Below are 14,925 nucleotides of genomic sequence, written 5' to 3'. Positions count from 1 at the left end.
TATACGTCCGCAGCAAGGTCCCGCCGGCCGATTCAAACAAATTTTTAACGCAAGCGGCCAAGGTCCCGGCATTCTGCCGCCCACAGCGGATTTACGGCCTTTAGGCCTCCGGCTCAAGGGCCTAGCGGACGCACCAAGCATCCAGATGGAATGTTTCATGCTTTGTCCGGTCACGAATGCGTCAGCCAATGTTCATCGAACGTCGCATTCCAATGCGGCGGATGGCAAATCTGCGACCGCTCCTGATAGGCGGCGGCTAACCGCCTACAGGCTCATCGTCGAGGCATGCGCCCAAGCTGTCAATGCGACAGATGATACTTACCAAAATGCGTTATACAATAATGATTATCAATCTATAGACGCTCCGCGATGGGCTAAGCTAATTTCCATGAAAATGATACCTAAATACCTAAAACTAATGTATGATAAAAAGCGTGGAACTAATTCTGACAAATTGTTCGATTTCTATCCTCATCAAAGCCCATTCAACATTTGTAATTCACGTAATCGTTACGCACATCTAAAGCTCGCATGTGCGTTTTGGCACATCAAGCGCCGCGATCTTTATTAAAGTATAAATGAATAGCTGGAGGAATGGCGAGTGATGAAATCACATTTTCGTTAGCAGAAGTCAGAACCCCACATTTTCGCTTTGCCTCTTAGCTAATTACGTCATGGGCCCGAAAGAACTTCACCGCATTCTGCTTAGGTCGGCGCCAAATAAACTTCCGCCGATCCATCGGGAAGCATCAACGCATTTTTTGAACAACCCAGCCCCGAACCATTATGGCGATGCTATGACACCATTTGCAGCGTGCTACGATGAGATCGATCTAGAGGCGGAAGAAAAACGCATTCTTGCTGCGTTTACTCGACGTTTAATCGAAATCGCCACCCTGTCGCGGTCGGAAATTGAGTCGCTTAACTCGCCCAATGCTTTGAATATGTTGCGCCAGCCTGCGGTTTTGCTTGACCTTGACGGCAGCGTCGTCGGAGCGAATGTCGCGGCCGTCGCCATATTCAACAGCGACCTTCGAATTAAGGATCGGCGCATTTTGATTCGCGATCTCGAGGCGCGGACCAAGCTTCGCGTGTTCCTCGATCAACTCAAATATTCGCCGCTTCATCTGACTCCGTCGATCGATCCCGTTATTGTGCCGCGGCAGGATAAATTGCCGATCCTCCTGAGGATTTGGCCTATCGACGCAAGCGCGCGCTGGCCTTCTCCAGATGTGCGCGCGCTCCTGACGCTGAACGCGTTAGGGCCCAAACCCGGACCGCCTGCGCCTATCCTGGCCAAAACATTCGGCCTCACGCCCTCGGAAGCCAAGCTTGCCTGCATCATCGCGCGAGGGGCCGGACCGGAAATTGCCGCGCTCGAGCTCAAGATTTCACGCGAGACGGCGCGCAATCAATTAAAGTCGATATTCGCTAAGACCGGGACGCATAGGCAAAGCGAACTCGTCGCGCTGCTCCTGCAAGTCCACTGACGCGCCATCAAGAAGAAGAGCCGCCCAGTCCGTTGGAGGAACTACGGACAGCCTGACTCCACTGCCACGGCCTACGCCGAAACTAAGTTTCAATTTTTACGTGCGCAAGCGCCGCTCTGGATCGCCGGCGGCGCCAGCCCTGTTTGTTGAGCAGCGGCATTGCTGCGCCGCCCTGCTCCGGCGGTCTGCTCTCCTCCGAATTTGCCTCGGCGCCCCACTTAGACAGACCGCTTCGGCTTGTCGTTGTCTCAATGGGCCTGCCTGAGAGAGCGGGGCCAGTTGGCGTCGAAAGAATCGCGCCCCAAAAGCCATCCTTGGAGTCGCGATGCAGGAGGGGAGGCGCGATAGGCCTCTCACCCCTCTATATATTTTCAGCTGTAAAGATAGATCGGAGCAAAAGCTACGAAAAGCGCTGAATCAGGCGCTTAGTCTCTCAACTTGAGGCTCAATATTCGCACGATCGATGAGCAGCGATGTTATGACAGTATGAATTAATTTAACGACGTCTTCTCTTGAGGTCGCAACCTGATCATTCCACTGCGTAAATGTGCGATTGTAGTTGTACCTGGCCAATAAGACCTCCGAAAATTTCTTTTCAAAATATTTGAAATAGAAATCCTCGTTCTTCGGATCGATCGTCCGCCAGGCCCTTACCAGAGCGCCAGACAGGCAATAACATGCCGCTTCGGAGCTGTCGGGACCGCATTTATCTCCGTTCTCATCGCGAGCCATAGCATATTTATTCCAGCCCTTCCTCTGAAGAAGCTGGCTAGATTCAAGAAGAATCTCGATGATCATTTCATTGTTAACCATTTACCGCCTCGTATCCAAATTCTGACGCGTAGACAATTCTTGGACTGTCGCTTCGCTTCGTATGGCATAAATACAACATAAGTTAAACGTAATTTATGTCAATATAGCATAAAATATTTGTAATCTAATTATATAATGATTTATGATATTTATCACTTCTCAACTCAAGTATTAATTCGCCTAAAAGTTGTCTATATTCATACGTTTGCGTAGTGTTGCCGACGACAATCATGTATGGTTGAGATGTCGGCAACGCAAGGCCCATATAGGTTGTCGGACCGCCTATGCTCATTGCAAATGGCGGTTTGCAAATGGCGGTCCACCGACGTTAGGATTAAATGTTCGCCAGTTGCTTCGCTCCCTGCTTCGGCGGAGTTCGGCGCAGAGCATGTTGTCGTCTCGCCACAACAATTGAAGCGTATTGTTGGAGCTGGAAAAGACGCAGCGCCCATCGCTCGCTCGGCTAAAAGCGTACTCGGCTAAAGGCGTATAAAGGCTGCGAATGAGCGCCCGCGAGACAGAACCTCCTAAACCAGAAGCTCCCGGCTCGACGAAAATACCCGAAACGGAACTGGAGACTGAACTTAAGTTCTTGATCAACGTGGCGGATCTGGAGAAGGTCATGCTCCTTCCCGCATTGAAGGCGGCATTGCCTGGCGCCCGTCGCGGACGTATCGACACGACCTATTTCGACACGCCGGATCGAGATCTTTGGAAACGTGGGTTCATCTTGCGCATCCGTAAGACCGGGCAAAGCTTGATCCAATCCGTCAAGCAGGAGACCCCGTCCGCCATCGTGAGGGGCGAATGGGAGCGCGAGACCGATTGCGGCGCTCCGGACTTGGCCGCGATCCGCCGCACGCCGCTTGCTCATTTGATTCATAAGCATCGCCTCGGGGCCTCTTTGCGGCCAGCCTTCGAGGTTCATGTCGAACGCATATCCTTCGTGCTGGGCCACGGCGGCGCGCAAATTGAGGTCGCCATCGATCAAGGCGACATCGAAGCCGCATGCGGAAAGCTCGCCGTCTGTGAATTGGAGCTCGAGTTGAAGCGGGGCGACCAAGCCGCCTTGTTTGATCTCGCGCGCACGATTTCGTCTCAAGGCCCACTGCATTTGAGCGTCATCAGCAAAGCCGAACGCGGCCACCTCCTCGCCCGCGGCGCATGGGGCTGCTCGGCGAAATCCTCGAAACCTCGCCTTGGCGCCCACATGACATGCCGGCAGGCTTTCCAGGCGATCTGCCAAAGCTGTCTGCACGATTTCATGCTGAATGAAGCGAGTTTCGGGACATCCGATCGCGTCGAGGCCATTCATCAAGGCCGCATCGCGATCCGGCGCCTGCGCGCCGCTATAACCCTCTTCAAGCCGATGGTTTTCGACGACGCCTATGCAAGGCTGCATGACGAGTTGAAATGGCTTGCCGGCCTTCTAGGCGCGGCGCGAGATCTCGATGTTCTCGCCGAGAGAATGCCGGCCGCGGGAGACGCGCGCCCCGCCGGGCTGCAAGCCTTCGCCGAGCGCATCGAGGCGAAACAGCGTCGATTCCACAAGGCTGTTCTGGAAACCGCACAAGAGGAACGCGCGCGGACCTTGCTCGTCGATATCGTCGCTTGGATCGAGGATGGTCAATGGCGGAGGCGGCCTTCCGATTTGCCCGACGCGGCGCTCTCCTCATTCATCGGGCCGCGTCTGAAAAAACGGCTCAAATCCCTCTTGCGGCAAGGCGGGAACCTTGGCGATCTCGGCCCCGAAGCGCGCCACCGGGTTCGTATCGAAGCCAAGAAGCTGCGCTATATGGGGGAGTTTTTTCTCGATGTCCGCGGCGTCGCCATCAGCCGCAAGCTGCTGAAGCGCTTCGTCCAATCTCTTGGCGAATTGCAGACGGCGCTCGGGGAAATGCACGACGAAGAGGCCAAGGTCCCCTTGGTGGAGGCCGAGGTTCAATCCTGGCGCGAAGAAGGAAACGGGTTTGACGAGGCGGCGATCTCGGCTGCCGAACAATGGGCCGCGGCGAAGGTCGACACGAGCGCGGAACTCAAGAATGCGAAGCGCGCCTATTTAAAACTGGCGAAGACCAAGCCATTTTAACGTCTCCGGCGTTTTGCCGGCAAAAGCTCGCCAGGTTTTTCGCCCTTTCTCTTTCGCCTTTTCTAATGACTGGACCCTACTTATGTTTCATGGGAACAAGACAGCGCCCTCGGGTCTGGCGCGCCGGATTTTCTTGTCGCGAGCCGGGTTTGATCCCGCTGACAGAGGCTCGAATAGATGCGAATTGGAAATGTCCAAGCGACGCGGCAAGACGCGAACCTCGATCGACGCCGCCGGATGCAGGCATAAAGCATTGCTCTGATGTGGAAATCGCGTCTATTTGGCGGCGCCCCCGTGCGCCCGGTCGTTCCCGAAGGGCTGCGGGTCTACGCAATCGGCGATATTCATGGCAGGGCCGATTTGCTGGATCGGCTGCTCTTGCGGATCGACAAGGACCTCGACGAGCGCCCGGTCGCCCAAGCCATCCACATTTTTCTCGGCGACTATATCGACCGCGGACCTGATTCCGCCGGCGTCCTGGATCGATTGATCAGCCGCGCGCAAACGCACCAGACGCTTTGCCTGAAAGGCAATCACGAGATCTATCTTTTGGAGTTTCTTGAAAACCCGGCCATCCTCAAGGTTTGGGCGCAGTATGGCGCTTTGACGACGCTTTTGTCTTATGGTCTAAGACCGACGCTGAACGCCGGATTCGAAGAACAGGCTGAGCTCGCGGCCGCGCTCGGCCGGACCATGCCGAAAAGCCATTATCAATTTCTCACCCAGCTTCCTCTATCGTTCACCTGCGGCGATTATCTCTTTGTTCACGCGGGTATCCGCCCGGGCGTGCCGCTATCGCGTCAACGCGAAGAAGATCTGCTCTGGATAAGGGACGATTTCTTGTGTCACGAAGAACCCTTCGAAAAGGTGGTCGTGCACGGCCATACGCCGGTCATGGAGCCGGAGGTGCGGACAAACCGCATCGACATCGACACCGGCGCCTATGCGACCGGCCGCTTGACCTGCCTGAGGCTGGAGCGCGATGAAATCGAATTCCTTTAGCGCTCCAAAATTGACGCATTTTTTTGTTGTGAGCCCGTTTCAATTGCGACGCGGCATGCTTTAGACGCAGGATGAGATCGATGAGCACGGACGGTTCCCCCCAGCACGCCGCATCCCTCCTGCGAGGGACCGCTCCGACGGCCCCTGCCCCATCCACAAGGCTCCGCGTGGGCCTGCTCGCATTCGGCGTCTTTCTCGGACTATGCGGCATTTGGCTTCTGACGCCCGAGCTTTTGCGCCCTAAGACGATCGGTCTTGCGCATGACAAGACGAGCGCCGCGGCCGCCGCCGCCCTTCAACCGAAGGCGCAGCTGGCGGCGCGGATCGGCGCGATCAGGGGAGATCTTTGGGCGGAGGCCGCCTTCGCCGATTCGAGCCTCATGTGGGCGGACCACGCCAATGCGGCCCAGCTCGAACGGGCAAGGTCAAATGCCGAGACGGCGCTCGCCTATGCGCCGATCAACGGCGAGACGTGGCTTTTCCTGGCGAAGCTTCCGAACGGGCAGCCGACCGACGGCGGCGTCGCATCGCTTCTTGAAATGTCCTATTTCACCGCGCCCAACGCGTTGAGCCTCGCCGATCTGCGCCTCGAACGCGCCGCAACCTCCAACGCGCTCGCGGACAAGGACATTCAGGAGTTCATCAAGAGCGACATCCGCAGGATCCTGGCCTATCAGCCCCGTCTGAAGCCGGCGATCGTCGCAGCCTACCGCAACGCCTGGCCGCAGAATCAACCTCTCCTCGAGGCTCTCGCCGCCGACGTCGATCCAGCCTTCGCGCAATCCTTGCGATCAGGACCGTCGAAATGAAACAAGGTCCGGCGGCGCCGGGCGCCTATCCGCCGCAAGCCCACGCGGCGCGCAAATAACGCCTAAAGAGTTGATTCGATTCCGCAGAAGTCAAAAAGGTTGCAATGATGAGCAAGATCAAGGTCGAAAATCCCGTCGTCGAACTCGATGGCGATGAGATGACCCGGATCATTTGGCATTACATACGCGACAAGCTCATTCATCCCTACATCGAGATCAATCTCGAATATTATGACCTTTCCGTCGAGAACCGGGACGCGACGGGCGATCAGGTGACGATCGACGCCGCCAACGCCATCAAGAAATGGGGCGTCGGCGTCAAATGCGCGACCATCACGCCGGACGAAGCGCGGGTCGAAGAGTTCAAGCTGAAGCAGATGTGGAAGTCGCCGAACGGCACGATCAGAAACATCCTCGGCGGCGTGATCTTCCGCGAGCCCATCATCTGCCAGAACGTGCCGCGCCTCGTGCCTGGCTGGACAAATCCGATCGTCATCGGCCGCCACGCGTTCGGAGACCAATATTCGGCCACCGATTTCAAGATCCCGGGCAAGGGCCGCCTGACCGTCAGGTTCGAGGGCGAGGACGGAACGGTCATCGAGAAGGAAGTCTACAAATATCCCGGCTCCGGCGTCGCCATGGCGATGTATAATGTTGATGAATCCATTCGCGATTTCGCCCGCGCCTCGATGAACTACGGGCTCGCGCGCAAATATCCCGTCTACTTGTCGACGAAGAATACCATCCTCAAAGGCTATGACGGCCGCTTCAAGGATCTCTTTCAGGAGATCTATGAAACGGAGTTCGAAGCGGCTTTTCGCGCGGCCGGGATCGCCTATCAGCACCGCCTTATCGACGACATGGTCGCCTCTTCGCTCAAATGGTCAGGCGGCTATGTCTGGGCTTGCAAGAATTATGACGGCGACGTGCAGTCCGACACTGTGGCGCAGGGCTTCGGATCGCTTGGCCTGATGACGTCGGTATTGATGAGTCCGGACGGCAAGACGGTTGAAGCCGAGGCCGCGCATGGCACGGTGACGCGGCATTACCGGGAGCATCAGAAAGGCAAGGAGACCTCGACCAATTCGATCGCCTCGATCTTCGCCTGGACCCGCGGTCTCGCCCATCGCGCCAAGCTCGACGGCAACGCCGAACTCGCGAAATTCGCGCAAACTCTCGAAAAGGTCTGCATCGCGACGGTCGAAGCGGGCTTCATGACCAAGGACCTCGCGCTTCTTGTCGGCGCGCACCAGCCTTGGCTGTCCACGACCGGCTTTCTCGACAAGGTCGACGCGAACCTGCGCAAGGCCATGGCTTCCGACTTTTGAGCGGAATTGACACGGCGGGTCCGTCTTTGGCCATCGCGGGTCTCATCGAAGCCCGCCGTCCTGATGCGCCTTTACATTTCGCCCTGCCCCGGAAGTCGCCGCTGGCGTGGCCATATTCGTCTGGATCCGCGGATGAGCCATAAATAACGATCGCTTGACCCCTTTGTCGTTTCGGTGACGTGTCCTGGACAATCGCGCGATCGTGAAAACACGAACATGCGGCGGCAATAGTTGAAGCGCAGGAACCGGTGGTTAATGCGCGACATTTGATTGAATAGAGACGAAGTAGACGCTATAAGGGCTCCGTTTTGGGTTTGGGGAGACTCGCAAGTGCCTGCCGAACTGATCGAAGACAATTATAGACCTTCTGAAGAAGAGCCTTTCATGAACGATCGCCAGCGCGATTATTTTCGTCGCAAACTGCTGGCGTGGAAAGAGGATATTCTACGCGAGAGCCGCGAAACGCTCGTTGTTCTGCAAAGCGAAAATGAAAATCATCCCGATCTGGCGGACCGCGCCTCTTCCGAAACCGACCGGGCCATCGAATTGCGGGCGCGCGATCGCCAGCGCAAGCTGATCGCAAAGATCGATGCGGCCCTCGGCCGACTCGACGACGGCACCTACGGCTATTGCGAAGAAACCGGCGAACCGATCGCCTTGAAGCGTCTCGACGCGCGACCGATCGCAACCTTGTCGGTTGAAGCGCAGGAACGCCACGAAAGACGCGAGCGAGTCTACCGCGACAGCTAGAGCATGTTCCGAAAAAGTTGGTCGACTTTTTCGATCAGAACATGCTCCAACTCTTTGAATATGAGTCCTTTTCGATCAGATGATTCCATCTGATCGGGAAGCGCTCTAGGCGAAACCGCATTCCCAAGGCGGCGGCGCCTTGTTTTGGTTAATCGATTTTACATCATTTTTCGGGAGCCGCCGCCGGCCAGTTTCGGAAATGCGATAAGTTCAAGGTCGCGCGATCTTCAAAAGGCCGCCGCCGATTTCACAACAAGATTATGCCGCTCTCAGTTCGATGGGCCGCGACCAAGGAGCTTGGCCATTTCTTCCTCGATCGAATCCAACGGATCTTGTCCCGTGGCGGTCTCGGGACCCTCCGACGGCGGGGCCAACACGGCGGCGCTTGCGGCCTGAAGCGGCGCTGAAGGCTCCAGGTCTGGCGCTGCGTGCGCCGGGACAACCGGAGCGGCCGCGGTTGAGTCCGCAACGGCCGCAGGAAGCATTGGAACCGCCGCCGCCGCCGATAGAACGGAAGACGGCTGCTCGGAGGCGGCGGCAGGGTTGAGCGTGGCCGGTTTCGCAGCTGGCCCCTGCGCCGGACGCGGCGGCGGCGCCGACCGCAGAAAAGGGGTTGCTAGGGGGGCGCGTGAAAATCCGCTCGACGAACTCGGTCCGGCGTCAGCTCTTTCTTTTTCTCTTTGCTGCAGATCCGGACGCCCAAGCGACGGCTCGCGCTGCAGGAGCGTCCGCTGCAGCGGGGTGGAAATGGCGGCGGGGCCGCCTTGGCGGCAATGGGAAAACAGGCGGCCGCGGGGCTGCTGGCGCAACGTTCAACGACGCCGCTGGCGGCTCATCGAAACCGGCGACCAGGACCGGGGACGCTTCCGGCTCCGCCGCGCCTGCCGGCGCGAATTGCGTTTTGCGCTGCGCCGGGGCCGGCGCAGGCCGCGGCGTCTCCAGGCTCGGGCGGCCAGGCGACCGCGGCTGGAGCCTGCGCCGCCTCTCTTGGCTCCTTGTCACGGAGCCTGCCCTCACGGGCTTCGGCGCGAATGATCTCCGACTCGATGACGAGGTCGTTCGGACCCCCGATCATGATCAGATGCTCGACATTGTCGCGTCGGACGATCACGAGTTGACGCTGGCGGTCGAGGTCGAACGCGTCGACGATGCCGAGGCGGGGGATCCGGCCCCGGCTGCTTCCGGGCAAGCGAAGCCTGCGCCCGAAGGCGAGGCGAAACATCAAAAGCAAGAGAACCGCCGCGACGAGAAGCGCGATCGCAGCGGCGACGAACATCAAGCTCTTGTTCTCGAGCAGCTTGTCACTCAAGGCCAGCATCGGGGCGGCTCACTCAAAATAAAAACGCCACACCGGGCGGCATGCCCCATCATGCCCCGATCACCCATGCGGGCGCAAGATGACTTGGCCGACGCAATTCGCCAAAGGACAGAGCCAGCTCTATCGCGCTCGCGCGACTATCGGGGATTCGAGAAATTGCCCGGCCCTTCCGGATGCATCGGATTGGCGCCGAGCCCCATGCGCCCCCGCGTCCCGGACCAATCGTAGCGCGCCCGGTCCTCTCCCGCGGCGGAGCGGCCCTCGAATCCCGATCCCGGATAGCGGTAGGCTGGCGGAGGCGGAGCCCCATAATCGTAATAGATTTGGGCAATCGCGCCGCTCGAACCCGCGATCGAGGCCATCGCCGCAAGACACATTTTTACTGAAAGTCTCATTATCTTATTCCTCACTTCAATTCCTTGCGCCAAAGAATTTCCGGGCGGCGCAGGCCAGCGACTCATGCTCTCGCGCTATCGTCTAAGCGCGCTATCAGGATCGGTATCCATTGAACGCGCCAAGGCCGAATCGGTTGGCGAAAACTTGGGCGAAAATGGAATCGTTCGAAGTGACGCATCGGCCGACGCGACAAATGGGCGCAATAGAAGCCCAAAGCAGAGAGCGAAATCAGAGGCGACAGGCGCCTCAATTCGCTCTCGCGACGGTCGCATTTGAAAAATCTTGCCCGCTGGAGCCGAAATCGCGCGCTTCAAGCTAAGATCTCCGGCTACGACCTAATAGCGCGGCCAGATCGAGTGATGTCATGGAGCCGTTCCACAAAGCGATATCGGGAAACCAAGCATCCCACGACAGAGGTTTAGGAACGCATCCAGCGATCCACAAGCGATTTTTGACAATTCTTCACGATATGATTGCAAAGGCATCTTGGGAGACGCATGCTCGCAGCGGCGCGCGCTCCCGAGATTGGGGCCGGCCTGAATGCAAGATGTCTTTCATGCTTTGATCCCGCAGGGCGGGGCTCGCGAATTCCGGCGAGATTTCACTTTGATGGGCAGGCCCTGTTCCGAATCGGATCGAGGCGAGACAATGGGCGTTCGAGACATGGCGGCTCCGCCGCTTTCGCCAGGTGAATCTCGATGAGCGACCAGCCGATCTCAACCGCCGTCGACCGGACCGAGCGCTTAGGCAGTCCGGGCCTCGTCCTGCTTTTCGCCATGGTTCTGGCAGGCGCCGCGGCCACCTTTTCCCTCCTGCCGAAGGACGAGGCTGGCAATCTCGTGATCGGCCTTCTCGCCGTTCTCGCCATCGTCGGCATATTCGCCTCGTTCGCCGTCGCGGCCGGGATCCTTCAGTTTTTTGGGCAATCGTCGAAAAACGATCTCACCAAGCTCATCTGCGACGGCAACCCCGAAGGGCTGATCGCAATCGACGGTTCAGGCAAGATCATCTACGCCAACGAAACCTACATGAATCTATCCGGCGCCCATGATCCCGCCGACCTGCGGACTGTGGAGCGGTTGTTTTCCGGAGCGCCGGACGTCTCCGAAGCCATCTACCGGCTGGCCCAGGCCGCCCGCGACGGCAAGCGCCGCGCGGAAGAATTGCGTCTATCGCCTCCGCTCGGCGGCGAGGGCCGCGTTGGCTGGTACAAGATCAAGGTCAGGCCGCTGACCTTCGCGAGCTCGCGGCGCGCGACTCTCTGGACCGTCGCCGAGGTGACGCGCGAACGGGAGCGGCAGGAAAACGTCTTTCAGGAATTGCAGCACGCGATCGATTTCCTCGATTACGCGCCCGCCGGCTTTTTTTCCTGCGACCAGCGCGGCTCCGTTTCCTACATGAACGCAACTTTGGCGGCGTGGCTTGATTACGATCTCGCCCAAGTCGGCTCCGGCGGCCTGGCGCTCACGGATTTCGTCGCTGGCGACGGCGCCTCGCTGCTCGCCTCGATCGCCGGCGGCTCCGGCGAAGTGCGCACCGAGCAATTCGACATCGACTTGAAGCGCCGCAGCGGCCAAAGCCTTCCCGCGCGCTTGCTCCATCGCGTCGCCTTCGGCCAGGACGGCGCGCCCGGAGCCTCCCGCACCCTCGTCCTCAACCGCGCCCAAGGCGAGGAGCCAGCCGAGGATTTGCGCGCGGCCGAGGTGCGTTTTGCGCGGGTCTTCAATTCGACGCCAATGGCGATCGCCATTCTCGACGCCGCCGGACGAATCACCCGCTCCAACGCCGCTTTCGCCCGGCTCATGCCGGACGCCCTGAAGCCCGCCGATGGCGCGGCCGGCCGCTCGATCTATTCCGGCATTCTCGAGCGCGACCGTGGCTCCCTCGAAACCGCGCTCGCCGCCGCCTCGCAGTCGAAAAGCGACATTCCGCCCGTCGACGTCGGCCTCCATGGCGAGGGCGAACGTTCGGCGAGGCTCTTCATTTCGGCATCCGAAGAGCGCGAAGGGACCGGCGCTACGATTTACGCGCTCGACACCACTGAACAGCGCACATTGCAGAATAATTTCGCGCAGTCGCAGAAAATGCAGGCGATCGGACAGCTCGCCGGCGGCGTGGCGCATGATTTCAACAATGTCCTGACCGCGATCATCGGCTATTCGGATCTCCTCCTCGCCAATCACCGGCCGACCGATCCGAGCTTTCGCGACATCATGCAGATCAAGCAGAACGCCAACCGCGCCGCGGGCCTGGTGCGTCAGCTGCTCGCTTTTTCCCGCCGCCAGACGCTGCGGCCCCAGATCTTGCAGCTCGGCGACGTCTTGTCCGACCTGCAAATGCTCATGCGCCGGCTCGTCGGCGAAAAGATCGATCTCGACTTGCGCCACGGCCGCGATCTCTGGCTCGTTAAGGCCGATCTCAATCAGTTCGAGCAGGTTATCGTAAATTTGATCGTCAACGCCCGCGACGCCATGCCGGACGGCGGCAAGATTCTTTTGCGGACGCGCAATGTCGACGCGGCCGAATGCGCCGGATTCGACGAAAAATCCCTTGCCCCGGCCGATTATGTCGCAATCGAGGTCGAGGATTTCGGATGCGGCATCCCGCCGGACGTGAAAGACAAGATCTTCGAGCCCTTCTTCACGACCAAGGAAGTCGGCAAGGGAACCGGCCTCGGCCTCTCCATGGTCTATGGCATCGTGAAACAGACCGGCGGATATGTGTTTTGCGCAAGCGTGCTCGGCAAAGGGACCGTTTTTACGATCCTGCTGCCGCGCTATGTCGCCGAGGCGGCAGACGCGCCGCAAGCCAGCGAACCGGCGAAGGCGCCCGCGGCTGATCTCACAGGCCATGGGACAATTCTCCTTGTCGAGGACGAGGAGGCGGTGCGCGCTTTCGGCGCCCGGGCGCTCGCCTCGCGCGGCTATACCGTCCTGCAAGCGGCCACGGGGCTCGAAGCCCTGGAGATCGCCGAAGAGAACCAAGGCCTCATCGATCTCGTGGTCTCCGATGTGGTCATGCCGGAAATGGACGGCCCGACAATGTTCGGCGAATTGCGCAAACGCGGGGTGAAGGCGAAAGTCATTTTCGTGTCGGGCTACGCCGAGGAGGCTTTCGCCAAGAATCTCCCCGAAGGCGAGGATTTCGGCTTTCTGCCGAAGCCTTTCTCCCTCAAGCAACTGATCGAGGCGGTGAAGGGAACCACAACGCCCGCCAGCTGACGTCAAACGGATCGCCCAAGCTCGCCAGTGTTAGCCTCAGAACCGCTGCGGGGGCGGTGGCGCTTCATATTCGGCCGGCTGGAGAGTCACGACGCCTCCAAGAATCTGGACGGCCGTGAGAACGGAATCGACCGCGATCCCGTTGTAAGCACGGCAAGCCACGCCGATCACATTGTTGTTTTTGCTCGACGCGGATGACGACCCAACGATTTTGAACGCCGCCTGAAGGGCGACGGCCTGTTGGCTCCCGCCGTCTTTACGGCCGATCCTGAACTCGGTCTGATCGATCACGACAAGCTTGCTGGTGGAAAGCACAGTCCCATTAGGCCCCAATCCGCCAATCAGAACCCAGAGCTTGCAATTTCCGCTCTGGGCGTCGATGGCGGCGTTTATTATCGACGTCTTGGCGTTGATGACGTAGATCCCATCGGGAACTGGCATCTGGAGAATGCTTTCCCCCAATTCGATGGGCCCCGGCCCATGCAGAAGAGTCTGCCCCCCAGGACGGTAATTGGAGGTTGCGAACGCAGTTTGCGCCGATGCGGCGGCGGGCGCCAAAAGCGCCAGCAGCAAACCTGCAAAAATTGTCGCGAGTTTCCCGTCTTTCATGCTCCCCTCCCTGCATGAAACCCTGAGGCGCATCGCGCGATGAGCTAACAGTGAAATTTCGCATTGGAAGTTGGCCGCGCGCCTGACATCGCGGCGTTCAACTCTCAACGCGTGGGAGAATCGACGAATATAGTCCTTGCCGAAGGCCCCCGACGCCTAGTCGGCTCCGCCCCAAATAGCGAAATTAGCGAACATCGCCTCGGCCAAACGTATCCATTCGGCCATTTGTTCCACAGCTGTGAACTTTTGCCGCTGGATTCAACCAAAATATAACTGGAATGAAATCGATGGGGAGGCGTCGCCGCTTTGACTGCGTCGCGCATCATATTGGATACGCCTCATGAGGCGTACCGTCCCGGACTACATCACGCTTTGGCCGCCGCCGAACCCAATCCTCCGGAGAACATCTGACCGTTCACGCCGCCAAGCGTTCCCCAACCGCATCTTCAATTCGCAAACGCGGTTGCATTGCTGTCGCAAGTTCATCCATTCGCCGCGGAACTCGCTGTCCGCCGTGTCACGCGACAAGCACCGATCTGTCGTAATCAAAGTAATTTGGCATGAGCGCAAAATGCGTTCAGCTCAATCTGATTTTGCTTGCCGGCGCAAATCGGACGGCGGCAAGCATCCATTTCCTATCGCCGATCCAACCGCCAATTTTCAGGATAAATCGGCGACGGTCGCTACTCAATTCCCGCTTCATGGTTGCGCGCGTTCCAGGCTTTGCGGAAGCGCTCGGTGATCTCGATGCGATCGGTCAGAGGATCCTTCGCCGCCGCGAGCGCGCCGCGCACGACGGAAGCTTCCTCGGCGGTCAGAACGACCGGGCCAGCCATAAACGCCGCATTCGGGAGCGCGAAAAGGATCTGCTCCTTGTTCGGATGAGTCTTGACGTCCACGAGCGAGTCGGCGACGGGCTTGCCGTCGACGCAAACATGTGGCCCGATAACCTCCACCTTGCGGCCATCCGAAGTGGTTCTGATAAATGTGGTTTGCATCCTAGCTGCTCACCCTTTGTTGATCGTCGCGCGCATCATCAGCGCAACGCTTCGAAAAAAAAACTCCATAAATCACGACCATGCGCGGACGCAATTCATTTT

12 protein-coding genes are annotated in these 14,925 nt (G+C 58.8%); 7 read left to right on the top strand and 5 right to left on the bottom strand.

The genetic code is table 11. The features are described from left to right. The first annotated feature begins 944 nt into the window (after positions 1 to 944). Positions 945 to 1,490, top strand: a complete 546-nt coding sequence (locus RZS28_RS16220; protein WP_407338767.1) for a helix-turn-helix transcriptional regulator — start codon at positions 945 to 947, stop codon at positions 1,488 to 1,490. A 417-nt stretch (positions 1,491 to 1,907) separates the two neighbouring features. Here RZS28_RS16220 and RZS28_RS16215 read toward each other — a convergent pair whose 3' ends face one another. Further along, positions 1,908 to 2,303, bottom strand: coding sequence for a hypothetical protein (locus RZS28_RS16215; protein ID WP_407338766.1), 396 nt, complete (start codon positions 2,301 to 2,303; stop codon positions 1,908 to 1,910). Positions 2,304 to 2,925: 622 nt separating this feature from the next. On the opposite strand from RZS28_RS16215, the gene RZS28_RS16210 reads away from it, so the two are divergent. The 5 genes from RZS28_RS16210 to dksA all read left to right on the top strand — a co-directional run bounded on the left by RZS28_RS16210 (position 2,926) and on the right by dksA (position 8,281). Further along, entirely contained in the window at positions 2,926 to 4,392 is a 1,467-nt protein-coding gene (locus tag RZS28_RS16210; RefSeq protein ID WP_407338765.1) for a CHAD domain-containing protein, read from the top strand. Positions 4,393 to 4,653: 261 nt separating this feature from the next. Beyond that, on the top strand, positions 4,654 to 5,394 hold the full coding sequence (locus RZS28_RS16205; RefSeq protein ID WP_407338764.1) for a metallophosphoesterase family protein: 741 nt from the start codon (positions 4,654 to 4,656) through the stop codon (positions 5,392 to 5,394). Positions 5,395 to 5,474: 80 nt separating this feature from the next. Further along, a complete protein-coding gene (locus tag RZS28_RS16200; RefSeq protein ID WP_407338763.1) occupies positions 5,475 to 6,203 on the top strand; it encodes a hypothetical protein in 729 nt (242 codons plus the stop codon). Between the two features lie 107 nt (positions 6,204 to 6,310). Further along, positions 6,311 to 7,531, top strand: a complete 1,221-nt coding sequence (locus RZS28_RS16195) for an NADP-dependent isocitrate dehydrogenase (protein ID WP_407341151.1) — start codon at positions 6,311 to 6,313, stop codon at positions 7,529 to 7,531. A 384-nt stretch (positions 7,532 to 7,915) separates the two neighbouring features. Then, a complete protein-coding gene (gene dksA, locus RZS28_RS16190; protein ID WP_407338762.1) occupies positions 7,916 to 8,281 on the top strand; it encodes an RNA polymerase-binding protein DksA in 366 nt (121 codons plus the stop codon). Positions 8,282 to 9,113: 832 nt separating this feature from the next. On the opposite strand, the gene RZS28_RS16185 is transcribed toward dksA, so the two are convergent. Both RZS28_RS16185 and RZS28_RS16180 read right to left on the bottom strand, forming a co-directional pair. After that, the gene (locus RZS28_RS16185) at positions 9,114 to 9,599 is read right to left on the bottom strand and encodes a hypothetical protein (protein ID WP_407338761.1); all 486 of its coding nucleotides are present in this window, start codon (positions 9,597 to 9,599) and stop codon (positions 9,114 to 9,116) included. A 137-nt stretch (positions 9,600 to 9,736) separates the two neighbouring features. Then, positions 9,737 to 9,994, bottom strand: coding sequence for a hypothetical protein (locus tag RZS28_RS16180; protein WP_407338760.1), 258 nt, complete (start codon positions 9,992 to 9,994; stop codon positions 9,737 to 9,739). Positions 9,995 to 10,693: 699 nt separating this feature from the next. Between RZS28_RS16180 and cckA the strand changes: the two genes are divergently transcribed. Next, entirely contained in the window at positions 10,694 to 13,216 is a 2,523-nt protein-coding gene (gene cckA / locus RZS28_RS16175; protein ID WP_407338759.1) for a cell cycle histidine kinase CckA, read from the top strand. A gap of 36 nt (positions 13,217 to 13,252) precedes the next feature. On the opposite strand, the gene RZS28_RS16170 is transcribed toward cckA, so the two are convergent. Beyond that, on the bottom strand, positions 13,253 to 13,825 hold the full coding sequence (locus RZS28_RS16170) for a hypothetical protein (protein ID WP_407338758.1): 573 nt from the start codon (positions 13,823 to 13,825) through the stop codon (positions 13,253 to 13,255). A 683-nt stretch (positions 13,826 to 14,508) separates the two neighbouring features. Next, positions 14,509 to 14,823 (bottom strand): hypothetical protein, encoded by a 315-nt coding sequence (locus RZS28_RS16165; RefSeq protein WP_407338757.1) that lies wholly within the window; start codon positions 14,821 to 14,823, stop codon positions 14,509 to 14,511. Positions 14,824 to 14,925 lie beyond the last annotated feature (102 nt).

The sequence above is a fragment of the Methylocapsa polymorpha genome (assembly GCF_045689225.1).
GTDB classification, from domain to species: Bacteria; Pseudomonadota; Alphaproteobacteria; order Rhizobiales; family Beijerinckiaceae; genus Methylocapsa; species Methylocapsa polymorpha.
Note: the sequence above shows the minus strand (reverse complement) of the source record. Positions and strands in the feature narration are given on the sequence as shown.